We start from the raw sequence: 21,032 nt of genomic DNA on the forward strand, positions 1-21,032 counted from the left end.
ATCCGTTATGGCGTAATGCCTCTGAGCGTCTTGTAAGGGGCGATTCCTGCTTTTCATACTCCTTCCTGCGGCCGCCGTCGTGGCGCGCGGCGCGGCATCAGGGCGCGAGGAAAACTTCACCACGCTCACCCCCTTTGCCGGATTGATGTAGATTTTCTGCCCGAATCGCCCGCCGGCCTCGACGGACCCGTCGCCGTCGTTGACCTGGTACCAGTAGTCGCCGTAAGCGTAGCCGGGCTTGCCCGCCGCGAGCCGGCCTCTGGAGAAGCCCGCCTGATTGGCGGCCTGCCGCAAGGCAAGGCGGACTGCTTCAGTGGAAATCCCCGCGCTGGCAGGCACACCCGTATCGCCTGGCCGGACGCTGGAATCGTCAACGGCGCTCATTGCGGCAATCCGGGCGATCTACGCGGCCATACCGCGCTGAGGCGGTCCGGACGACCGCCTCGGCCCTGCCACGTTGCGAAAGGCGCGTTCAGCGATGCGTCCGCACCCCGAAGCCAAGCCCCGGAGAGATCACCGAAGCGTCTTCGTCCTTCAGCATGACGGTCGATACGCGTCCATGCCGCTGCGCTTCCGTGGCGAACTCGCCGAGCTTGCGCACTTTGGCGGCTGGCACGCCGCGCGGGCCGAGATGGTGTTCGAGGTCTTCCGCCCCAAGCGTCCTGACGCGGTCGGCGATCACGGCCTTGAGCCGCGCGGGATCGACGGAGCGTACGAACGATACCGGCGTGTCCGGGTCCAGTGGCTCGGCAAAGTAAGCCGGATCGGACGCGAGGTGCGACAGGTCGAGCACTTCCAATAGCCGCATCAACTGGCGCGGCGTATTGGCGCCGAGCGCGATCCAGCCATCCTCGGTGGCAAAGAAGTCGGCAGTCGGGCTGCCGGAATAGCCCTGGTTGCCGACGCGCGGCGGCGTCGTGCCGCTGGTCAACGCCTCGCACGCGAACGAGTACATCAGCTGCAGCGCGGCACCTGTCATGGACACATCGAGCTGCACGGCGCAGCCAAGCCGGTCCCGCTCGCGCAGCCCGGCCAGGATCGCCAGCGCGGCCTGCATGCCCGTCGCGGCATCGACGACCGGAAAGCCGGTCTTGATCGGCGGGTCGTCTTCGGTGCCTGCCATGAAGGCCATGCCAGTGGCGGCCTGGATCACGTGGTCGTACGCCGGCCGGCCGGTGACGTCGCCGCTGTGCTGGCCATAGCCCGAGATCGTGCAGTACACGACTTTCGGGTTGACCGCGCGGATCGCCTCGAAGCCAAGCCCGAAGCGCTCGAGCACGCCGGGGCGCAGGTTGTCGACGACGACGTCGCAGGTTGCCGCCATCTCCAGCGCGCGGGCCAGGTCTGCCGCGTTGCCAAGGTCTACCGCATGGCTTTGCTTGCCGGCGTTCAGCGCGACGAAGCCCTGCCGGCCTTTCTCGGTGCGACGCATCACGTCGCCACCGTTTGCGTTTTCCATCTTCAATACCGTGGCGCCGAGTTGCGCGAGGTAGAACGTGGCCAGCGGCCCTGCGATGACGTGCGAGAAGTCGAGCACGCGGATCCCGCTCAGCGGGGCGAAGGAGAGTTCTGACGAATTCATGTCGGCCTCACTGCAACGCAATATGACTCTGTTTGACGATGCGACGATATTTGTCCGTCTCGTCGGTGATGAAGCGGTCGAACGCTTCGGGGCTTGGCGTGGGGTCGATGATCGTGCCGGCCTTCTGGTAGAAGTCGCGCACGCCGGGGTCGTTGAGCGCCTTCAGGAATGCCGCATGCAGCCGCGCGACGACCGGCTTCGGCACGCCCGCGGGTGCCCAGATGCCAATCCATGCGTCGAGCGCGAGATCCTGTCGGCCAAGCGCCTCGTTCAGCGTCGGCACCTGCGGCAAGCCCGCGAGCCGGTGCGCGGACGTTACCGCCAGCGCCCGCACCGCGTGGTTCTGCAACTGCGGAATGGCGGTCGACGCCACCGGAAAGCCGACTGTCGCGTCGCCCCGGATCAATGACGGCACGATTTCGACGGAACCCTTGTATGGCACATGGACCAGATCGACGACTGCCGCATTGGCAAATGCCGCACCCGCCAGATGTGCCGCGCTGCCGATGCCGCCCGACGCGTAGTTCAGCGAGCCGGGCGACTTGCGCGCGGCCTGAACGACATCAGCCACCGTGCGATAAGGCGCGTCGTTCTTCACGAGCATCACCTGCGGGCTGAACCCCGACCGGATGATGTGGGTGAAGCTCGTGACCGGATCGAACTTGACGGATGGCTGAAGCAGCTTTTGCGTGATGTGCGTGGAAGCCCCGAGGATCAGCGTGTAGCCGTCGGCCGGCTGCTGCGCGACCACCTCCGCCGCCAGAATGCCGCCGGCACCGACCTTGTTCTCGACCACCAGGGGCTGCCCGAGTTCGCGCGCTGCAACCTCCGCCAGCTTGCGCGCCTGGATATCGGGTCCGCCGCCGGCTGCGTAGGGAACGATCAGCCGGATCGGCCGGGTAGGAAAAGGGCTGTCGGTGGCCTGAGCGGCCGTGGCGGCCGTCCAGGAGGCGCCGGCAACGGCCGCCGCCAGGCCCAGCCTGGCCAGAAGTCTTCCTGTCGTGCGCACCGTGTTGTCTCCTTGTCATGGTCTGGAAGATGGTGTCGATTGTGGGAGTGCTGGCATTTCCTGTAAATTATTAGTTGTTAATCAGGTCATCACGAGTTGTTATGAGTGCCAATACGCCGGCGATGCGCCAGGCGCGGCTTGCCGGTCGCCTCGACCGCCTTCGCATCCGCCACTTGCGTTTTCTGGGGCTGATCGAATCCCATGGCTCGCTGTCGGGCGCGGCCGCAGAGCTTGGGCTGAGCCAGCCTGCCGCCACCAAGATGCTCCAGGAGATCGAAGCGGTCTTCGGCGCCGAACTGGTCGCGCGCACGACACGCGGCGCGGCGCTGACGCCGGCGGGGCAACTGGCGCTCGGGCGCTTGCGGATCGCCCTCAATGCGATGTCTGCCGCGATGGAGGCCATCGATGCCGCGCCGCCGGTACCCGTGGTGCGTCTCGGCATCCTGCCGCTGGCCGGCGTCGTCGCTTTGCCCATGCTGCTTGCGAAGATGACCTCGCGGCCCGGCTGCCCACACCTTGTGGTGCACGAATCCACGGTTGCCGGCCTGCTCGGCATGCTCGACCGCGGCGAACTCGACTGTGTGATCGGCCGTGTTGGAAGCAGCCTCGAAGCCAGCGCAACGCGCGAGATGCGCGTGACGCCGCTCTGGGAAGAGCGGCTGGCCATTGCCTGCGCGCTGGCCCATCCGGTCGCAAAGAAGCGGTCGCTGGGGCTTTCCGACCTGTGCGAATACGACTGGGTGATCACGCCGCGCGGCGCCCATACGCGTACGCTGTTTGAAGCACCGTTCCTCAACGCTGGCATCGTGCCACCTCAGCCCACGGTCGAGTCCTTTTCGTTCCACACCAATCTCTGCATCGTCGCGCGAAGCGGCATGCTGACGATCGCGCCGGAAAGCGCCGTGCGGCACTACGCGCAGCTGGGCATGGTGCGGCAGGTTCGGGACGGCGCCTGGTTCGCGGCCGGACGGACGGTGTTCATTACGCGCGATGAGGCGGCGGGGGCGCCTGGGGTGGCGGCGGTCAGTGAGGGGTTGGCCGAGTTGATGGAGGAGGCCGATTGGGATTGAGGTGGGCGAGCGTGGCATGGGCGCTGCTGCGCCGGCGTAGCCGGCGCAACAGCCTTTGTGTCCCGCGAATCCCGATATACCGCTGCGCCTGGCGATACTTCACGGAACCAGGTGTGTATCCCCAGCCGCCTGCGGCGGCAACTTGATGGCCAGTGCCTTGAAATCCCCGCTCGTTGCAATCGACCCCGCATGCGCGACGCCTTTGGGGATGACAATCAGATCGCCGGGCCCGACTTCGCGCTGCTCGTTGCCGAGCCAGAACGTGCCCTTTCCTGCAATGACATATTGGATCTCGTCAGCGCTCGTATGGTAGTGCTTCGGGACATTGCCCGCTTGCACGCCAACGGTTCCTTGTGGCGTCGTCACCAGCGTTTTCGAACGTAGCGTGCCCATATTGGGCACCTGCGGTCCGATGTCTTCCTGGCTCATGGCAACCAGGTTGATAATCTGCGGCGCCAACGTGGCGGGCGGCGTTTGCGCGTGGGCTAGCGGCAATCCCGCATTGGCGGCAAGGTAGCCGCAGGCAAAAGCGACCGGGACAGCGAGAAAAGCGGCAAAGCGACGCATGTTTGTCTCCCTTCGGTTGGCCAGCGAACGTCGGATCGCCACGACCAGCGATCGTGCGACAGGAACGGATTGTCTCACTACGATCGCGGGCCAGAATTGAGGGGAAACCCGGGACAAGCCAAGGCACTCACGACAACCACTCACGCCGACTGATGGCTGGAAATGATGATGTCCGCCGTTTGCGTAAACGCGGCAGCCAGTTCGAGGTCGAGGCTAGTCGGCTCCCGCGCAGATTGCACCGGCTGTGCCATTCATGCCCGTTCCGGAAAGCGCCACGGCGATCAAGCGCGAATGCGCGTGCCGCGCGAGGCTTTCAAAGAACGCGTCGATGGAATCGATGCCTGGGCGTCTGCTGCCACCTTCCGCCGGCCGGTGCTGAATTGACCGTCTTCAAACGTAATTAATGGGGTCGGGGGCCGGGACGTAGATATGGTTTGGCTCGGGATGCATGCCTTCCAAGGCGGCCAGTACCGGAAGGCGCGTCCACATTCCAAGCAGTTCGGGCAAACGGCTTGGGTGATCGGGCGGCAAGTGCTGAAGCACAACCATGGCATAGGGGACATCGGCAGCGATCGGGCAGCATGCGGCGTCATTCTCCGACCTCACATATCAGGGAGGCACGGGCCGACTTGATGTGCCAGTGGCACGCTTTTCATACCACTCTGCCGACGACTGGACGTCAGCCGGTCCACGCTTCGTCTTCATTGTAGAAGGCCAGCGCGAGCTCCTTCCGGCAAGGGTGTTGGAGCACTATGCTTTTTATCGAGTGAGGTGCGGGGCTGATCACGAAAACGGCTGCCGCTCTCGCGGATGCCGTTTGATCACACGTCGTTGTCAGCGATACCGCACCGAGGCTGCATGGTGGGACAGCCGTTGCGCGGGGCGCGCGATGGGTCACTCTTCAAGGAGGGAGCGCCATGGACGAGTTTGCGATTCAGGGATTCCGCGGCAGGCTGATCGGCCCGTCCGACAAGGACTACGACGACGCGCGAGCGCTGTACAACGGCATGATCGACAAGCGGCCCAAGCTGATCGCCCGCTGCACGGACGCCGCCGACATCATCGCTGCGGTCAACTACGCGCGTGAGAACAAACTGCTTCTCGCAGTCCGCGGAGGCGGACACAACGGGCCCGGTCTGGGCAGTTGCGACGGTGGGCTGGTCATCGACCTGTCACAGATGCGCAGCGTGCGCGTCGACCCGGCGAGCGGCACGGTGCGTGTCGAGCCGGGCTGCACAGCGGCGGATCTCGATCACGCGACCCACGCCTTTGGCCTTGCCGTACCGCTGGGCATCGTTGGCAGCACGGGCGTGGCAGGCCTGACGTTAGGCGGTGGCACCGGCTATCTCACGCGCAAGTACGGCCTCACGGTCGATAACCTGCTGGAGGTGGATGTCGTGCTCGCCGACGGCTCGTTCGTCACCGCCAACAAGGACGAGCACGTCGACCTCTTCTGGGCAGTGCGAGGGGGCGGAGGCAACTTCGGCGTGGTGACGAGCTTTCTGTTTCAGGCCCACCCGGCAAAAATGGTGTTCGCCGGTCCCATCTTCTGGGACGCCAGGGATGCCAGGCAGGTCATGTCGACGTACCGCGACTTTATTCCCAATGCGCCCGAGGAACTCGGGCTGTTTGTCGGGCTGAAGACCGTGCCTCCCACCGATCCATTCCCTCAGGAGCACTGGAACAAACGTGCGTGTGCCCTGATCGGTGCTTTCAACGGACCGATCGATGCGGGCAAGCAACTGGTGGATTCGCTTCTGGAGAAACTGCCGGCCCCGTTGTTCAACTGGATGGGCGAGATGCCGTGGACTGCCATCAACAGTCTGTTCGACCCGTTCTTCCCCAAGGGCTTGCAATGGTACTGGAAGGGCGACTTCGTCAAGGCGTTGCCAGATGAGGCGATCGATGTGCACATCGCCAATGCGATCGAAGCACCCACCCCGTTCTGCCTGATGCACCTTTACCCCATAGACGGCGCCGTTCGGCGGATCGGCAGGGACGCCACGCCATGGAGCGCGCGAGACGCTTCGTTTTCCATGGTCATCGCGGGGATCAGCCCGGATCCCAAGGACGCAGAGGCGCTCAAGACCTGGGGGCGCGCCTACTGGAGCGCTATCCACCCGTTCAATCTGCAAGGGGCCTACGTCAACTTCCTGGATGCCGACGAGGCCGAGAACCGGGTCGAACTGAGCTACGGCGAGAACTACACGCGCCTCGCTGCGATCAAGGCGAAGTACGATCCCGACAACTTGTTCCGGGTCAACCAGAACATCAAGCCGAAAGCGTGAATCGACACGGCGCGGGCTTGCGTGCCCGCGCCGTCTAGTGGACTCGGTCTTGCGTGCGTTCAGGGCTTCGACGGTTGCCCCAGCTTCGGCGGCGCCGGCGGAGGCAGTGGCGTCGCTACCGGTTCCAGGCCGGTGCTGCTGACGATCGCCGCCGCTGCCGGAGAAGCCAGGAAGCTGACAAAGCGCGAAGTGGCCGCTGTTTGCCGGCCTGCAACCGTTCCGGCCGAGAAGAAGACCTTCTGTTGGAGATCATCTGGCAACGGGCCGACGTAGTCCAGTTCCTTGAACGGCAGCAACTCGCTGACTTGCTGGAACCCGATTTCCGCATCACCACGCGCCACTACGGCGCCCACACGTTCGCTATAGATCTTGTGGGCCTTGTCCCGGATCTTGTCAGCGACGCCAAGCCGGGGAAACAACTCGTTGGAAAGATAGGTGCCGCTGGCACTGGCGGAATATGCAATCGATTTGGCCTGGAGCAGGGTTTGCTTTACCGCTTCCGTGCTGCTGATATCCGGCTTTGGCGCGCCCTTGCGCACGGACATGCCGATCAGCGAGCGCGCGAGGTCGACCCGGCTGCCCGCTGCCACCTTGCCGTCCGCAATCAGCTTGTCGAGCCCCGAGTCGGCCAGGATCACGACATCGAATGTCTCGCCCCGTGCCAGCCGGCTGGGAATGGAATCGGGTGCATTGCCCATCGATGCACCGTAGGCGGTGATGACGTGGTCCTGCGTGGCGGCCTCGTACAGTGGCACGAGCTTCTGGTAGGCCGCCGTAAAGCCGCCCGAAGTAATGACGCGGATCTCATCCGCCCAAGCCGGACTGGCCAGCCAGAGCAGCACAACCAGCGCGCCATGCCTGGCTGCAGCGCTTGCGAATTTCATGGGGTCTCCTTGATCGACGTGCGCGAGTGCGATTTGCGATTTACGCTTTTGCGATTCGCGCGCCGCGTGTCAGTCTTCTTTCATGTTGGCAGCACGTGCGATCGGGCCGAGGCGGGCTTTTTCTTCTGCCAGGAACTTCGAGAAATCAGCCCGTGTCCCGCCCATGGGCTGGATGCCTTGCGGAATCAGCCTGGCACGCAGTTCCGGCGACTTGATCGCGGTATCGATGGCTTTGTTCATCTTGTCGAGGATGGCCTCAGGCGTACCGCGCGGGGCGAATACCCCAGACCAGTGGCCAATGAAGATGGTGGGGTAGCCGAGTTCGGCCGTGGTGGGCACGTCAGGCATCGCGGCAATGCGCGTATTCCATGTTGAGGCCAGGGCCCGAAGCTTGCCGCCCTTTACCTGCGGGAGCACCACCACACTGGCCTCCGAAGTCGCGTCGACCTGCTTGCCCACCACGGCAACCATGCCCTCCGACCCGCTCTTGTAGGGAATGATCTCGACCTTGACGCCGGTTGCCAGCTTCAACATCTCGCCGACGAAGTGCGGCGTGCTGCCGGTGCCCGCCGTAGCGAAATTCAGGCCCTTGCCGCCTTTGCCAAGCGCGATCAGGCTCTTGAGGTCCTTGATCGGCGAGTCAGCGGGGACCACGATGACGGACGGGCTGACCGCCAGCATGGAGACGGGCACCAGGTCCTGTTCCTTGTACGGCAGGTGCGCCTTGATCATAGCGTTGGTAATCACGCCGCCTGCCGGCGCCAGGAAGGTATAGCCGTCCGGGGCGGACTTGGCGACATAGTCGGCACCCAGCACCGAGCCGGCGCCAGGCTTGTTTTCCACGATGATCGGCTGGCCCAGCTGCTTGGACGCCGCGTCAGCCACAGCGCGGGCGACCAGATCGTTAGCGCCGCCCGGACCGAACGGTACGACGAACTTCACTGGCTTTTCCGGCCAGGTTCCAGCGGTCGCGGTCATGGCGCAGGCGGCGAGTGTCAGGGCGAGCCCCAACTGGCGAACAGCAATTTTCAATCTAAGTCTCCGGTAGTTCTGATATGTATTTCGAGGCCCATGCACAGGGCCCACGTGGACATTGCAAGCATATTCCGCCATGATTGATCTGTAAATTGCAACGTTTTGAATAATCGATGCATGTCACGCATTAATTTCGGCTTGGAAGACCTGCAGGCATTTGTGGCGATCGCCGAAAAGGGCAGTTTCCGCATGGCTGCGGAGGCTCTCCACATTTCCCAGCCAGCGCTGAGCCGGCGCATCGAGAAGCTGGAAATGACACTGGGCTCGCGCCTGCTCGAGCGCACTACGCGCCGCGTGGACATGACCCATATCGGACGCCAGTTCCTGGAGGAGGCTCGCGCCGCTCTGGACATCCTCGATAGCGCGGTACTGCGGCTCGGCGACGAGGTTGGGCTCCAGCGCGGACTGGTGACCGTGGCAGCGATACCCTCCGCTGCGTTGCATTTCCTCCCCGACGCCATCTGTCGGTTCGGCAACCGGCATCCGGGCGTGCGCGTACGTGTGATCGACGAGAACGCGAACGCTGTGCTTGCCAGCGTACTGTCGGGAGAGTCCGATTTCGGGCTCAATTTCATGGGCGGGCAGGAGCCCAACATCGAATTCCGCGCAATCCGCGCCGAGCCTTATCGGCTGGCATTGCGCCGGGACCATCCGTGGGCCGGACGGGATTGCATCGCGTGGGAGGAACTCGCGGGACAGAGGATGGTGAGCGTGTCTAAGCAAAGCGGCAATCGCGCCTTGATCGAAAATGCCATCGCCCATCTCACGCGACGCCCCACGATTCACTACGAAGCCAACCACGTGGTTGGCGTGCTGGCCCTCGTCGAGGCCGGCCTGGGGATGGCCGTGCTGCCTGGCATGTCGCTACCGCGGGATCATCCACGGCTTTGCGGCATCGAGCTGGTCGAACCTTCCGTGGATCGGGTCCTGGCGCTGATTCGGCGCCGTGACAGGCCTTTGCAGCCTGCCGCAGAGGCGTTGTATGAAATCCTGACCTCGGACACGGGACCGGCCGCTTGAATCCGGTGGCGGCGGCCGGCGCGCAGGCGTAGCCCTCCCTTGCAAAGCCTGAAAGCCGCCTAGCGTCCCCCGTGTCGCTGTTTTGCGCCTCCGCCGGCGCCGTGGTGCTTCTCCGCCTTCACGTGGCTCGCCGCATGCCGCCCGCTCTGTGGCCGCTTGCTGTCGGTTTCGGCAGCCTTGCCGGAATTCTGCGCGGCCCGGTCATCTTGCTCGGTGCGGTTGGTGGGGGGTGCCTTCTTGTTCATGGCTTTCTCCTTGTCAAAGGATGAGATCGGTTCAGCGCACTGCGCTGCAGTGCAGACGCGAAGCCCGCTGCCGTGGCCGGTCCGCACTTGACACCGGCGGACGCATCGAACGTGCCTGCATAGAATTCCTGCCCGGGATGTGACCTTGCGATCCCGCGCGCGATGGCATGGATCCTGCGCGTTCGCGTTGTTTCGAACGTCGCAGGCGCGCCCGCGCCGATGGAGGTTCGCCATGTTGCCTGATCATCGTGTGCACCGGTTCTGGCGCGTTCATCCATTCCGGATGACAGCTGGCATGCTCGTGCTGGGCGGCGGCGCGCTGTCGTTGCTGAGCCGCCTTTGCGCCTTCCTTGGCTGAGATGCCGCCACCGGAACACTGCGCGCCAGCAATAGCCCGGGCCTGCACGTCTCCTGACGGCTGGCGGGGCATGCTGCGCTTTGCCGGCCCGGGGTACCTCGTTGCCGTCGGCTACATGGATCCGGGAAACTGGGCCACCGACCTGGCCGGCGGTTCAGCCTATGGGTATCGCCTGTTGTGGGTCATCGCCATGTCGAGCTGCATGGCGGTGCTGCTGCAGATACTCGCGAGCCGGCTCGGCCTGGTGGCGGGCATGGACCTCGCGCAAGCGTGCAGGCACCGTAGTTCGCGGCTGTCGGCCCTGGCGCAGTGGGTGCTGTGCGAGATCGCGATCTGCGCCGCCGACCTCGCCGAAGTGCTCGGCACGGCCATAGCGCTGAACCTGCTGTTCGGGCTGCCGCTGGCGTGGGGGGTCGCGCTGACGGTGTTCGACGTGCTTCTGGTGCTGGTGCTGCAACAGCGCGGCTATCGCCGCCTGGAAGCGTTCGTCATCAGCATGGTGGCGCTGGTGCTGTGCTGCTTCATCCTGATGCTGCTGATCTCGCGCCCCGCATGGCCCGACGTGGCGGCCGGCCTGGTGCCGTACGGGCCGACGATGCGCGATCCGTCCGCGCTTTATATCGCCATCGGCATCATCGGCGCGACCGTGATGCCGCACAACCTCTACCTCCATTCGGCGGCGGTGCGCACGCGTGCGCTGGACGGAAGCCCCCAGGATCTTCGGCGGGCCCTCCGTTTCATCGCCATCGATACCGTGATTGCACTGTCGCTCGCGTTCGTCATCAACGCTGCCATCCTGATTACAGCTGCCGGCGTGTTTTACAAGGCCGGCCGTACCGACGTGGCGGAAATCCAGGAAGCCTACCGGCTGCTCAGCCCGCTGACCGGCGCGGCCTGGGCGAGCGTGGTGTTTGGCGTGGCCCTGCTGGCCTCGGGACAATGTTCGGCGGTCACTGCCACGCTGGCCGGGCAGGTCGTGATGGAGGGTTTCCTGCGTACGCGGCTGCCGCCGTGGCTGCGGCGGCTAGCGACCCGCTGCGTCGCTATCGTTCCGGCATTGGTGGTCGCGATCCTGTACGCGGAACGCGGCATCGCTCAGCTCCTGCTGGCAAGCCAGGTGATCCTGAGCCTGCAGTTGCCGTTCGCCGCCATTCCACTGGTGCGCAGCACAAGCAGCTGCGCGCTGATGCGCGAGCACGTGAATCCGCGCTGGCTCGCGGTGCTGGCCTGGATCGCAGTCGCCGTCATCGTGTCGATGAACGCGACCATGCTCTGGATGCTGGCGGGCTCTCCCGCTGCAGGCGGTTGAGGGCTGAGCAATTTCCGCTGGGGCCACCGCGGTAGCGAGCGACATCACATCATGCGAGCCGTTGAAATTGCTACATCGCTGCACCTGAAGAACAAGGCGGAAGCGGGCGGGGGAACGCGCCGGGAAGGGTCGCCCGGGAGAAACAACTGATTACCCGCATGTGTGCGGCAGCGCTGGCACGGTCGATGCAGCGGCACGGCAGCCCGGCCGCGGCGGCGGGGTATGTCTCGACCCATCCTGGAGCTGACCATGTTCATCCACAACAAGCGATTGCAGTACACCGTGCGCGTGTCGCGCGCCGACCCTGGCCTGGCCAACCTTCTTCTGGAACAGTTCGGCGGCCCACAAGGCGAGCTGGCAGCGGCCACGCGGTACTTCACGCAGGCGATCGCCGAAGAAGACCCAGGCCGCAAGGACATGCTGCTGGATATCGCGACCGAGGAACTGAGCCACCTTGAAGTGATCGGCTCCCTGATCGCCATGCTGAACCGCGGCGCTAAGGGCAAGCTGGCTGAAGGCACGGAGCAGGAAGCGGATCTGTACCGTTCGCTGTCCGGCGCGGGCAACGACAGCCATGTCACGCAGCTTCTGTACGGAGGCGGCCCGGCGCTGGTGAATTCCGCCGGCGTGCCATGGACCTCGGCCTATATCGATACCATCGGCGAGCCCACCGCGGACCTGCGCTCCAACATCGCGGCGGAAGCGCGCGCCAAGATCATCTACGAGCGGCTGATGAACCTCAGCGATGATCCGAGCGTGAGCGAGGCACTCGGTTTCCTGATGATGCGCGAGATCGCGCACCAGAAATCGTTCGAGCGCGCGCTGTATTCGATCGCACCGAACTTCCCGCCGGGGAAGACGCCGGGCGACGAGCGCTTTGCGTCGGTCTACTTCCGGATGTCGCAGGGCACGGAACCACAGCGCGGACCCTGGAATGACGACAAGACCTTCGAGTTTGTCGAAGAGCCGGCTCCTGCGGTCGATGGCGGAGATGGCCTCGCTTCGGTCACGCTCTCGCCGGACGAAGAGGCAGCTGTCGACGCGTTTGCCATGCGCGCAGCGTCGGACGTCAATAGCGACCCCGTCACCGGCGCGGACCTCGGTTCGGACGACGCCGAATCCGAAAAGGCCTAGCCACTGCAACATGCGGCCATGCCTGGCACAGAGCGAACCGGTGCCGCCCCCTGAGTTCAGGGGGCACGCATCGATGCAGCCACGGCCCGCGCCCCGCGCCTTAACGTGCCGCTCAGCGGCTTGTGCTTGTCCGCTGACGCACGACATCCTTCCTTTGCCATGGTGATGTCCGGGTCGATGTGCTGGCAGCGGGCACAGGGTTTGTGAGCATGGCATATGCCGTCGCGAGGAAAGTGCCGCGAACGGCCGTATTGCCCACGATGCTGCCGTCGGCTGTCGGCTTTGGGGACGGTGGCCCAACGACAGTGTCATTTCTGCAGGGGATTCTCACGTGCTCTGCAATGCCTGCCCGCGAGCCTCCATAGGCCATGCAGTCGCAAGTGTCACGCCACATCGGAGTGGCGTTACGGACGCCCTGTGCAGCGGCCTGGAGCCCGCACAGGAATGGCTCTTGCTTGATCCTGCGGAGATGTTCCGAGAGCGTCCCATGCTTCTCCCTGGCTCCGTTTTCACACGTACCGCCTCCCAACTCGTCCGCGAAAGCATCAATTCGTGGATCGACGACTACGCGCCCAGCATGGGCGCTGCGCTCGCGTACTACACCGTCTTCTCCATTGCCCCATTACTGATGATTGTCATCAGTATTGCGGGCGTGATATTCGGTCCCGACGCGGCGCGCGGCGAGGTGGTAGGCGAGCTGAATGGACTGATCGGCTCGGAAGGCGCGCAGGCCGTGGAAGAGATGCTGGTGGCCGTCAGCAAGCCTGCGGCCAGTACGGTGACGGCCATCCTTGGTGTGCTGGCGTTGCTCGTCGGCGCTACCACGGTGTTCTCGGAGCTGCAGTCGGCACTCGACAGAATCTGGCGCGTTCCGCAGCCCGAAAAGATCTCCGGCCTGTTTTCGCTCATTCGCTCCCGCTTGCTGTCGTTCGGCATGATCCTCGGCATGGGCTTCCTGCTTGTCGTTTCGTTGCTGCTCAGTGCCGGTATCTCGGCGATGGGCCGGGAATGGGGGCCGCTGCTCGGCATACGGGAGGCCGTCGGGCACGTCCTCGACACCGTCGTGAGCCTGGTCTTGACGACCGTGGTGTTCGCGATGATCTACAAATTCATGCCGCGGACGAAGGTTCGATGGTTCGACGTCTGGCTCGGCGCCGTCGTCACCGCGGCGTTATTCACGCTGGGAAAGTTCCTGATCGGCCTGTACATCGGCAAGAGCGGTGTTGCCAGCGGTTATGGCGCCGCAGGGTCGCTGGTGGTATTGCTGCTATGGGTGTACTACGCTGCGCAGATCTTCCTGCTCGGAGCCGAATTTACCTGGCATTTCGCACAGCGTTTCGGGTCATTGCGGCACAGCGGCCAACTCGCGCCGCCCGCGCGCATCTTGTACCGGCGCGAGCACGCAGGCGTGGACCAGACTGTTCAGCGCGATGCCGGACACCATCCGCTAAACGGTGGGGATGGCGTCACCACGCCCATCGTCGCTGTTTATGTCGATGAAATCCTGAGTGCTGCCTGCCGGGCCGGGGAACTAGGACAGGTGACGGCCACTGCTATCGCAGACGCCGCGGAAAACGCGTTCATGCACTTCCAAAGCCTGGCGAGGACAGATAAGCGGGAACTGCGCGAACGGCTGCGCGAGCTGTCGCTGGCTTTGTCGGTCTTTGCGGAAGCGGGCGATCTTTCGGCCGAAACGCGGGACCTGATCAAACTTGGGGTGGCGGACGTAAGGGCCTACCTCGACTCCGTTTAAGCTGGGGTCCTGTCAAGAATTACGAAGCTCCCTTCGATTTTTTGCAATCTGCCGGCGTAGCGGTTCCCGCGCAGGGGGTCCCGTTGCCTTTTCCATGCCAGACTGCAGCCCGCATGACGGAGAGGCCGCCCTACGGCATGTCCGGGCACGAATAGGCCTGGACCCTGCCCATGTCGGTGCAAGAGACGGGCAGGCATTCGTTTTGCTCACGCGTGGATGGCATAAGCATGCGCTTGTGCGAACCGGCACTCAGGAGGAAGACAATGGAATCGACGGAATCGAGCGCAACAGGCAGTAGTTTCACGCCAGGCGCACATAGGGAGACATCGTATGAAGACGTGGGGCAGTCTCCGCGCCCTGCCTCTGCAAATACCATGACCCCGGATGCGAACGCTACAGCGGAAGCGAATGCATCGCGAGACCTGTCACGCGAGTTGGACAGGTTGCTGGAGCGACTTCCCGGTCTTGCCGGTGAGGATAGGGACAAGGCGAAAGCGGAGTTCCTGAAATTCGCCGCGAAATCCACCAGGACCACCGCCGAACTGGTAGCCAAGTCAGCGGACGTCGCCAAGCGTGTCACCGGACGGGTAAAGAATGAGTGGGAGACGGGACGAGAATGCGCTGAATCGTTCGTCAACGCGCATCCGCTTCGGGCCGCGTGGATGGCGTTGGGGGTCGGCATACTGCTCGGTGCGAAGCTCTTTGGTCACTCACACCGCGATGGTAGCTTTTAGTCGTACGACGCCAATGCGTCGTAGCTGCCGAGGTCAAGATTAAAAAGACGCCAGGGCGCCATGGCGCCACTGGCTGGACAGCGCGGGCAGCGACGGACGCCACCCCACGCAGGACAAACGGCTTAGCCCTGATCTCCGCCACCAACCGGCAGCACCGTCCCGGTAATGTAGGACGCCTCGTCCGACGCCAGGAACAGGATCGCGCCGACCTGCTCGTCGATGGTGCCGTAGCGGTGCATCAGGCTCGAGCCGATGGTCTGATCGACGATGCCCTGGTACCACTCGGCTTCCTGCGGCGTTTGCTCGGACGTATTGCGCGGGATGCGGCGCGGCGGGGCTTCCGTGCCGCCGGTGGCGACCGCATTGACGCGGATACCTTCGCCGGCGTGTTCGAACGCAAGGCTAGCAGTCAGCGCATTGACGCCGCCCTTGGCCGCGGCATACGGCACGCGGTGGATACTGCGTGTAGCGATCGACGACACATTGACGATTGTGCCCTGGCGCCGCTCGACCATGCCGGGCAGCGCCGCGCGGCAGCTCCACAGCGTGGGGAACAGCGAGCGGCGGATCTCGGCTTCGATCTGCTCTGCTTCGTAGTGCTGGTAAGGCTTGGCCCAGATGGTGCCGCCGACATTGTTGATGAGCACGTCGACACGACCGTGCGCAGAGAGTGCCGTATCGATCATGGCCCTGGCGCCGGCATAGGTTTCCAGGTCGACGATCACCGCCGTGGCGCGGCCGTCCTGCGCGGCAATTTCGGCCACAACCTCATGGACGAGTTCCGACCGGTCAGCGAGCACGAGGATGGCTCCCTCGGCCGCTGCGCGCAGCGCCACGCCGCGGCCGATGCCCTGTGCCGCGCCGGTGATGACGACGATCTTGCCTTCAAAACGATTGGAAGTGCTCATGACAGTCAGGCCACGCTGCTGGCCGAGAATTTTTCGTAGTAGAAGCCTGCCGGCTCGACGCCGCTTTCCTTGAGCCAGTTCCGCACCGCATCGACCATTGCCACGGGGCCGCACAGGTAGATGTCGACATCGCCGCCGTTGAGCCATTCGGGTTCGACATGCTGCGTGACATAGCCCTTGCGGTCGTGGCCGCTCGCGGCGCTGGCTACGCAGGTGCGGTATTCAAAGCCTGTCAACTGCTGTGCAGCACCATCGATGCGTGGCAGTTCGACGAGGTCGATGTCGTTGGTGACGCCATACACCATGCGCACCGGATGCGGATTGCCGTTGCTGGCCAGCACGTCGAGCATCGACAGGAACGGTGCGATGCCCGTTCCGCCTGCGAGCAGCAGGACAGGGCGCTGCACCGGACGCAGGTAGAAGCTGCCGTAAGGACCGGAAAACGCAATGCGCTGGCCGGGCTGGGCATCGTTCGTCAGGTAACTGCTCATGCGGCCATCCGGCACGTTGCGCACGACGAAGCCGGTGCGGCCGGCGCCGGGCGCGGAGCTGAACGAGTACGAGCGCGTCAGCCCGCTGCCCGGAATCTCCACGTTGACGTACTGCCCCGGCAGGAAGTCCAGCGCGCCGGCATCGTCCAGGTCGATCGAGAAGCCGATGGTGGAATCCGACAGCTTGTCGACGCTGGCAATGGCGCCTTCGAACTTCGTGACGCCGGTCTTGCACGCCGTCGACGATGCCGCGATGCGGATCACGCAGTCCGAACGCGGACGTGTCTGGCACGCCAGCACATAGCCTTGCGCGGCTTCTTCCGAGGTCAGCGCGTCTTCGATGTAGCTGGATTCCGGCAGGTCATAGCTGCCCGATTCGCACAGGCCGCGGCACGTGCCGCACGCGCCGTCGCGGCAATCCAGCGGGATGTTGATCTTCTGGCGATATGCCGCGTCCGAGAGGGTTTCGTTCTCCCCGCAGGTGATGAAGCGGGTAACGCCGTCCTCGAATTGCAGTGCGATCGTGTGTTCCATGGCCTTGTCCTCCAGCCGTGTCCGCTGGCCCGAACGGAATCTCCGCGGGCCGGCGAACCCTACTCAGATGTGATAGATGTCGATAACCTGGTTGATGTAGTCGTTCTTGAGCACGACATACTTGTCCAGGATCTGCGGGTGCGCGCCGGCAAAGTCGATCACGTAGCGCGACATGCCGAAGTAGCTGTAGTTGGTCTGGTACCGGTGCGCGAGCGTGTGCCAGTTGAAGCGTACGGTCAGCTTGTCGCCGTCGCGTTCCACGATCTCCACGTTGCTGAGGTTGTGGCACGTGCGCGTGTCCGGAATCGTCGCGCTCGAACGCTCGGTCTTGATGCGAAAGATGCGGTCTTCCAAGCCCTGGCGGCTCGGGTAGAAGATCAGCGAGATCTCGCGCTCCGGATCGGTGATGAGCTGGCCGTCGTCGTCCCAGCACGGCATCCAGAAGCGCGACTCGGCGTGGTAGCAGGTCAGCCACTCGTCCCACTGCTCGTCGTCAAGCAGGCGGGCTTCGCGGTACAGGAACGCCTGGACGGCGGCGATGTCGACGGTGCTCATGCGGCGCTCCCGTTGCAGTCTTCCGTGTCTTGTTCGGCCATGGCCTTCTTCATGACGTCGAGCCAGTAGCGGTGTTGCACGGTGTAGAGCCCTTCATCCTCGGTCCGCACGCCGCTCATGACGGGGTTCAGGCCGATGCGTTGCGCCGCTTCATCGGGGCCTTCGATCCAGTGCTCGGAGCCGCGGCACATGTCGTTCCAGGCCAGCGCGCTGCCGTTGTAGCCCTGCTGACAGGCGCGGAATTCCTCGAGATCGTCCGGCGTGGCCATGCCGCTCACGTTGAAGAAATCTTCGTACTGGCGGATGCGGCGCGCACGGGCGTCGTCGGGTTCTCCCTTCGGCGCGATGCAGTAGATCGTGACTTCGGTCTTGTCGACCGACAGCGGGCGCAGCAGGCGGATCTGCGAGCCGAACTGGTCCATCAGGTACACGTTCGGGTACAGGCACAGGTTGCGCGAGTTCTGGATCATCCAGTCCGCGGTTTCCTCTCCGCAGCGCTCGGCGAATTCAGCGCGGCGCGCGAAGTTGGGCCGGTCTTCCGGGTTGGCCCAGCGCGTCCACAGCAGCATATGGCCATGATCGAACGCGTAGAAGCCGCCGCCTTGCTGGCCCCACTTGCCGGCATCCATCGCGCGGATCTTGTCTTCGCGCTCGTTCTGCTGCTTGCGGTGGTTGGTGGTGGCCGCGTAGTTCCAGTGCACGGCGGATACGTGGTAGCCGTCGGCGCCGTTTTCGGCCTGCAGCTTCCAGTTGCCTTCGTAGGTGTAGGTGGACGAGCCGCGCAGCACTTCCAGGCCATCGGGCGACTGGTCGGCAATCATGTCGATGATGCGTGCCGCATCGCCGAGGAAATCCTCGAGCGGCAGCACGTCGTCATTGAGGCTGCCGAACAGGAAGCCGCGGTAGTTCTCGAAGCGCGCCACCTTCTTCAGGTCGTGCGAGCCTTCCTTGTTGAAGCACTCGGGGTAGCCGGCGCCTTCGGGGTCCTTCACCTTGAGCAGCTTGCCGCTGTTGTTGAAGGTCCAGCCGTGGAACGGGCAGGTGTAGGTGGCCTTGTTGCCGCGCTTGTGCCGGCACAGCATGGCGCCGCGGTGGGTGCATGCGTTGATGAAGGCATTCAGTTCGCCCTGGCGGTTGCGGGCGATGAACACGGGCTGGCGGCCCATGTGCGTGGTGTAGTAGTCGTTGTTGTTCGGGATCTGGCTTTCGTGGGCCAGGTAGATCCAGTTGCCCTCGAAGATGTGCTTCATCTCGAGTTCGAACAGTGCTTCGTCGGTGAACGCGCTGCGATGCAGGCGGTAGTCGCCGGTCTCATGGTTTTCGACGAGGAACTGGTCGAGCGAGAGGCGCGGGCGAGCGGGGGCCGTGCCCCGGTCCACGTGGATGGGGATCATGGAATCGTCTCCTGATTCGGTGTCTTTCGGCCCGTTGGTGGAACCGGGCGGCCGTCCCCGGTGGGTGCTGCCTGCCGGCAGCGTCATCTGGAAGCCTCAGGCGGCAGCGCGGGTGCGCTCGACTTCGGCCGAAGGCGCGTTGTCGCGCTCGCTGTTCAGGCGGAAGTCGAAGTCGATCGAGGCGAACGGCTTGTCCACGCCATGCTTGTCCAGTGCTGCCGGGTCGCTCACGCGGGTCACGGCCGGCACCAGGCCTTCACGGCTGGCGAACGCGAAGTCGTCCCACAGGTACTCGTCGCCGTCGATGTTGATTTGCGTGGTCAGCTTGCGGTGGCCCGGCGCGGACACGAAGAAGTGGATGTGCGCGGGACGGCGGCCGTGGCGCGCCAGTTGGTCCAGCAGGCGCTGCGTGGTGCCTTGCGGCGGGCAGCCATAGCCCATCGGCACATTGCTGCGGAACTGGTAGCGGCCCTTGTCGTCGGTGACGATGGTCCGGCGCAGGTTGAAGTGCGACTGCGTCTTGTCGAAGAACGAGTAGTTGCCCATCAGGTTGGCGTGCCACACCTCGACCTTGGCGCCCGGCAGCGGCTTGCCTTCGCCGTCATAGACGGTGCCCTGCATGAACAGCACTTCACCCTTGTCGGCTTCGCTGCCGTCGTCCAGGCGGGCGAAGCCCTTGCTTTCCGGTGCGCCGGCCACGTACAGCGGGCCTTCGATGGTGCGCGGGGTGCCGCCGGAGATACCGGCCTTGGCGTCGGCCTCGTCTGCACGGACGTCCAGGAAGCGTTCCAGACCCAATCCTGCCGCAAGCAGACCCAGTTCCTGCGTGGCGCCGGCCTCGGCCATGTACTCGATACCCTTCCACACTTCGCTCTGGCTCAGGTCGAGGTCTTCGATGGCCTTGAACAGGTCGGTGGTCAGGCGCAGCACGACCTGCTGCACACGTGCGTTCGCGGTGCCCTGCGTGGCGGTATCGACGATGAATTGCTTGGCCAGTGCCTCGATCTCTGCATGCGTCATTTGTCTGCTCCGGGGATGTGATTGTCTGGTAGTGTCGGGGTCGAACGGTCAGTCAGATAATGCGTTTGGGGTATCAAGACTTGCCGTTCGACTTGGTACGGAGCATAGTTGACGGGTATTTGAGGCGTCCAACACTGATTTAGTATCTTCTTTATACCTGCTGGGTATGACCATAGAATTGAGACACCTGCGCTACTTCGTCGCCGTCGCGGAGGAACGCAACTTCACCCGCGCGGCCGAGCGCCTGCATATTGCGCAACCTCCGCTGAGCCGCCAGATCCAGCAATTAGAGGAGGTGCTCGGTGTCCAGTTGTTCGAGCGCAATACGCGGCCGCTGCGGCTGACCGACACCGGGCGCTTCTTTTACACGCACGCGCTGCAGCTGCTAGCGCAGACGTCGGAGCTGGAGGCCATGACGCGGCGCGTGGCCAAGATAGAGCGCAAGATGTCGGTCGGCTTTGTCGGCTCCACGCTGTACGGCATGCTGCCGCGGATCATCCGGCGCTTTCGCACCGAGCATCCCGATATCGAGATGAGCCTGCACGAGATGTCGACCATGGACCAGATCAAGGCGCTCAAGGACGGGCGCATCGATGTGGGCTTCGGCCGCATCCGGCACGACGACCCGGCCGTGCGGCGCGTGGTGCTGCGCGAGGAGCGCATGATCGTGGCGTTGCCGCTCGGGCACCCGCTGGCTGCGGGGCGAAAGACGCTGTCGCTGCATGACCTGGTGGAGGAGTCGCTGATCATCTTCCCCAAGGCGCCGCGGCCCAGTTTCGCCGACCAGGTGCTTGCGGCGTTCCATGATCGCGCCTTGAAGCCGCGCCGGCTGCATGAGGTGCGCGAACTGCAGATCGCGCTGGGGCTGGTCGCGATGGGCGAGGGGATTTCGGTGGTGCCGAGCAGTGTGTACGGCCTCAAGCGCGACGATGTGAGCTATGTCGAACTCGACGACCCGAGCCTGGTGTCGCCGATCATCATGAGCATGCGCATGCTCGATGAATCGCAGGACCTGCGTGAGATGCAGGCGATGATCTACCAGCTCTACGAAGAACTGGGCATTCCGTACAACCCGCCGGGCCACGAGAGCGCTTAAGCCATACCTAACGGGTATGCGACGAGACATCATCGGTCTTGGACAG

At 64.2% G+C, this 21,032-nt stretch carries 20 protein-coding genes and 1 pseudogene; 9 read left to right on the forward strand and 12 right to left on the reverse strand.

Annotated elements, in window-relative coordinates:
* Positions 1-472: 472 nt before the first annotated feature.
* Complete coding sequence (locus tag ACIGJG_RS27190) at positions 473-1,582, reverse strand: CaiB/BaiF CoA transferase family protein (RefSeq protein ID WP_140950258.1); 1,110 nt, start codon at positions 1,580-1,582, stop codon at positions 473-475.
* A gap of 7 nt (positions 1,583-1,589) precedes the next feature.
* Positions 1,590-2,591 (reverse strand): tripartite tricarboxylate transporter substrate binding protein, encoded by a 1,002-nt coding sequence (locus ACIGJG_RS27195; protein WP_483673380.1) that lies wholly within the window; start codon positions 2,589-2,591, stop codon positions 1,590-1,592.
* Positions 2,592-2,692: 101 nt separating this feature from the next.
* Here ACIGJG_RS27195 and ACIGJG_RS27200 point away from each other — a divergent pair, with 101 nt between their 5' ends.
* Positions 2,693-3,661 carry a LysR family transcriptional regulator gene (locus ACIGJG_RS27200; protein ID WP_483673381.1) on the forward strand — a complete coding sequence of 323 codons (969 nt, stop codon included), beginning with the start codon at positions 2,693-2,695 and terminating at the stop codon, positions 3,659-3,661.
* A 99-nt stretch (positions 3,662-3,760) separates the two neighbouring features.
* On the opposite strand, the gene ACIGJG_RS27205 is transcribed toward ACIGJG_RS27200, so the two are convergent.
* The gene (locus ACIGJG_RS27205; protein WP_011300534.1) at positions 3,761-4,228 is read right to left on the reverse strand and encodes a cupin domain-containing protein; all 468 of its coding nucleotides are present in this window, start codon (positions 4,226-4,228) and stop codon (positions 3,761-3,763) included.
* 213 nt (positions 4,229-4,441) lie between these two features.
* Positions 4,442-4,834, reverse strand: a pseudogene (locus ACIGJG_RS27210) (chemotaxis protein CheB).
* Positions 4,835-5,145: 311 nt separating this feature from the next.
* On the opposite strand from ACIGJG_RS27210, the gene ACIGJG_RS27215 reads away from it, so the two are divergent.
* Complete coding sequence (locus tag ACIGJG_RS27215) at positions 5,146-6,516, forward strand: FAD-binding oxidoreductase (RefSeq protein ID WP_011300533.1); 1,371 nt, start codon at positions 5,146-5,148, stop codon at positions 6,514-6,516.
* 59 nt (positions 6,517-6,575) lie between these two features.
* On the opposite strand, the gene ACIGJG_RS27220 is transcribed toward ACIGJG_RS27215, so the two are convergent.
* Both ACIGJG_RS27220 and ACIGJG_RS27225 read right to left on the reverse strand, forming a co-directional pair.
* Complete coding sequence (locus ACIGJG_RS27220) at positions 6,576-7,400, reverse strand: substrate-binding domain-containing protein (protein WP_483673382.1); 825 nt, start codon at positions 7,398-7,400, stop codon at positions 6,576-6,578.
* Positions 7,401-7,469: 69 nt separating this feature from the next.
* Positions 7,470-8,378 (reverse strand): tripartite tricarboxylate transporter substrate binding protein, encoded by a 909-nt coding sequence (locus tag ACIGJG_RS27225; RefSeq protein WP_011300531.1) that lies wholly within the window; start codon positions 8,376-8,378, stop codon positions 7,470-7,472.
* 174 nt (positions 8,379-8,552) lie between these two features.
* On the opposite strand from ACIGJG_RS27225, the gene ACIGJG_RS27230 reads away from it, so the two are divergent.
* Complete coding sequence (locus tag ACIGJG_RS27230) at positions 8,553-9,455, forward strand: LysR family transcriptional regulator (protein WP_011300530.1); 903 nt, start codon at positions 8,553-8,555, stop codon at positions 9,453-9,455.
* Positions 9,456-9,514: 59 nt separating this feature from the next.
* Here ACIGJG_RS27230 and ACIGJG_RS27235 read toward each other — a convergent pair whose 3' ends face one another.
* Positions 9,515-9,700: a hypothetical protein gene (locus tag ACIGJG_RS27235; protein WP_140950857.1), complete on the reverse strand. Its 186-nt coding sequence runs from the start codon at positions 9,698-9,700 to the stop codon at positions 9,515-9,517.
* A gap of 232 nt (positions 9,701-9,932) precedes the next feature.
* Here ACIGJG_RS27235 and ACIGJG_RS27240 point away from each other — a divergent pair, with 232 nt between their 5' ends.
* The 5 genes from ACIGJG_RS27240 to ACIGJG_RS27260 all read left to right on the forward strand — a co-directional run bounded on the left by ACIGJG_RS27240 (position 9,933) and on the right by ACIGJG_RS27260 (position 14,988).
* The gene (locus ACIGJG_RS27240; RefSeq protein ID WP_258234600.1) at positions 9,933-10,058 is read left to right on the forward strand and encodes a hypothetical protein; all 126 of its coding nucleotides are present in this window, start codon (positions 9,933-9,935) and stop codon (positions 10,056-10,058) included.
* Position 10,059: 1 nt separating this feature from the next.
* Positions 10,060-11,367: an Nramp family divalent metal transporter gene (locus ACIGJG_RS27245; protein ID WP_140950860.1), complete on the forward strand. Its 1,308-nt coding sequence runs from the start codon at positions 10,060-10,062 to the stop codon at positions 11,365-11,367.
* 249 nt (positions 11,368-11,616) lie between these two features.
* Positions 11,617-12,501 carry a manganese catalase family protein gene (locus ACIGJG_RS27250; RefSeq protein ID WP_483674049.1) on the forward strand — a complete coding sequence of 295 codons (885 nt, stop codon included), beginning with the start codon at positions 11,617-11,619 and terminating at the stop codon, positions 12,499-12,501.
* Positions 12,502-12,832: 331 nt separating this feature from the next.
* Positions 12,833-14,254 carry a YihY/virulence factor BrkB family protein gene (locus tag ACIGJG_RS27255; protein ID WP_483673383.1) on the forward strand — a complete coding sequence of 474 codons (1,422 nt, stop codon included), beginning with the start codon at positions 12,833-12,835 and terminating at the stop codon, positions 14,252-14,254.
* Positions 14,255-14,628: 374 nt separating this feature from the next.
* Positions 14,629-14,988, forward strand: a complete 360-nt coding sequence (locus ACIGJG_RS27260) for a hypothetical protein (RefSeq protein WP_086004453.1) — start codon at positions 14,629-14,631, stop codon at positions 14,986-14,988.
* Between the two features lie 122 nt (positions 14,989-15,110).
* Here the strand turns inward: ACIGJG_RS27260 and ACIGJG_RS27265 are convergent, their stop codons facing one another.
* The 5 genes from ACIGJG_RS27265 to catA all read right to left on the reverse strand — a co-directional run bounded on the left by ACIGJG_RS27265 (position 15,111) and on the right by catA (position 19,890).
* Complete coding sequence (locus tag ACIGJG_RS27265) at positions 15,111-15,896, reverse strand: 1,6-dihydroxycyclohexa-2,4-diene-1-carboxylate dehydrogenase (RefSeq protein WP_011300524.1); 786 nt, start codon at positions 15,894-15,896, stop codon at positions 15,111-15,113.
* 5 nt (positions 15,897-15,901) lie between these two features.
* Positions 15,902-16,921, reverse strand: coding sequence for a benzoate 1,2-dioxygenase electron transfer component BenC (gene benC, locus ACIGJG_RS27270; protein ID WP_140950858.1), 1,020 nt, complete (start codon positions 16,919-16,921; stop codon positions 15,902-15,904).
* A gap of 63 nt (positions 16,922-16,984) precedes the next feature.
* Complete coding sequence (gene benB / locus ACIGJG_RS27275) at positions 16,985-17,476, reverse strand: benzoate 1,2-dioxygenase small subunit (protein WP_483673384.1); 492 nt, start codon at positions 17,474-17,476, stop codon at positions 16,985-16,987.
* Positions 17,473-18,870 (reverse strand): benzoate 1,2-dioxygenase large subunit, encoded by a 1,398-nt coding sequence (benA, locus tag ACIGJG_RS27280; RefSeq protein WP_483673385.1) that lies wholly within the window; start codon positions 18,868-18,870, stop codon positions 17,473-17,475. Before benA ends, benB begins: the two co-directional genes overlap by 4 nt.
* Positions 18,871-18,966: 96 nt before the next feature.
* Positions 18,967-19,890, reverse strand: a complete 924-nt coding sequence (catA, locus tag ACIGJG_RS27285; protein ID WP_483673386.1) for a catechol 1,2-dioxygenase — start codon at positions 19,888-19,890, stop codon at positions 18,967-18,969.
* A gap of 172 nt (positions 19,891-20,062) precedes the next feature.
* On the opposite strand from catA, the gene ACIGJG_RS27290 reads away from it, so the two are divergent.
* Positions 20,063-20,986, forward strand: a complete 924-nt coding sequence (locus ACIGJG_RS27290) for a LysR family transcriptional regulator (RefSeq protein WP_041680497.1) — start codon at positions 20,063-20,065, stop codon at positions 20,984-20,986.
* The last annotated feature ends 46 nt before the right edge of the window (positions 20,987-21,032 follow it).

This window comes from Cupriavidus sp. C1SS-2L (assembly GCF_057073735.1).

What these genes read in the sequence shown, in the direction of transcription:
- ACIGJG_RS27190 (WP_140950258.1), bottom strand. Translation starts at nt 1,582, where the DNA reads ATGAATTCGTCAGAACTCTCCTTCGCCCCGCTGAGCGGGATCCGCGTG.
- ACIGJG_RS27200 (WP_483673381.1), top strand. Translation starts at nt 2,693, where the DNA reads ATGAGTGCCAATACGCCGGCGATGCGCCAGGCGCGGCTTGCCGGTCGC.
- ACIGJG_RS27205 (WP_011300534.1), bottom strand. Translation starts at nt 4,228, where the DNA reads ATGCGTCGCTTTGCCGCTTTTCTCGCTGTCCCGGTCGCTTTTGCCTGC.
- ACIGJG_RS27215 (WP_011300533.1), top strand. Translation starts at nt 5,146, where the DNA reads ATGGACGAGTTTGCGATTCAGGGATTCCGCGGCAGGCTGATCGGCCCG.
- ACIGJG_RS27220 (WP_483673382.1), bottom strand. Translation starts at nt 7,400, where the DNA reads ATGAAATTCGCAAGCGCTGCAGCCAGGCATGGCGCGCTGGTTGTGCTG.
- ACIGJG_RS27225 (WP_011300531.1), bottom strand. Translation starts at nt 8,378, where the DNA reads ATGACCGCGACCGCTGGAACCTGGCCGGAAAAGCCAGTGAAGTTCGTC.
- ACIGJG_RS27230 (WP_011300530.1), top strand. Translation starts at nt 8,553, where the DNA reads ATGTCACGCATTAATTTCGGCTTGGAAGACCTGCAGGCATTTGTGGCG.
- ACIGJG_RS27235 (WP_140950857.1), bottom strand. Translation starts at nt 9,700, where the DNA reads ATGAACAAGAAGGCACCCCCCACCAACCGCACCGAGCAAGATGACCGG.
- ACIGJG_RS27240 (WP_258234600.1), top strand. Translation starts at nt 9,933, where the DNA reads ATGTTGCCTGATCATCGTGTGCACCGGTTCTGGCGCGTTCATCCATTC.
- ACIGJG_RS27245 (WP_140950860.1), top strand. Translation starts at nt 10,060, where the DNA reads ATGCCGCCACCGGAACACTGCGCGCCAGCAATAGCCCGGGCCTGCACG.
- ACIGJG_RS27250 (WP_483674049.1), top strand. Translation starts at nt 11,617, where the DNA reads ATGTTCATCCACAACAAGCGATTGCAGTACACCGTGCGCGTGTCGCGC.
- ACIGJG_RS27260 (WP_086004453.1), top strand. Translation starts at nt 14,629, where the DNA reads ATGACCCCGGATGCGAACGCTACAGCGGAAGCGAATGCATCGCGAGAC.
- ACIGJG_RS27265 (WP_011300524.1), bottom strand. Translation starts at nt 15,896, where the DNA reads ATGAGCACTTCCAATCGTTTTGAAGGCAAGATCGTCGTCATCACCGGC.
- benC (WP_140950858.1), bottom strand. Translation starts at nt 16,921, where the DNA reads ATGGAACACACGATCGCACTGCAATTCGAGGACGGCGTTACCCGCTTC.
- benB (WP_483673384.1), bottom strand. Translation starts at nt 17,476, where the DNA reads ATGAGCACCGTCGACATCGCCGCCGTCCAGGCGTTCCTGTACCGCGAA.
- benA (WP_483673385.1), bottom strand. Translation starts at nt 18,870, where the DNA reads ATGATCCCCATCCACGTGGACCGGGGCACGGCCCCCGCTCGCCCGCGC.
- catA (WP_483673386.1), bottom strand. Translation starts at nt 19,890, where the DNA reads ATGACGCATGCAGAGATCGAGGCACTGGCCAAGCAATTCATCGTCGAT.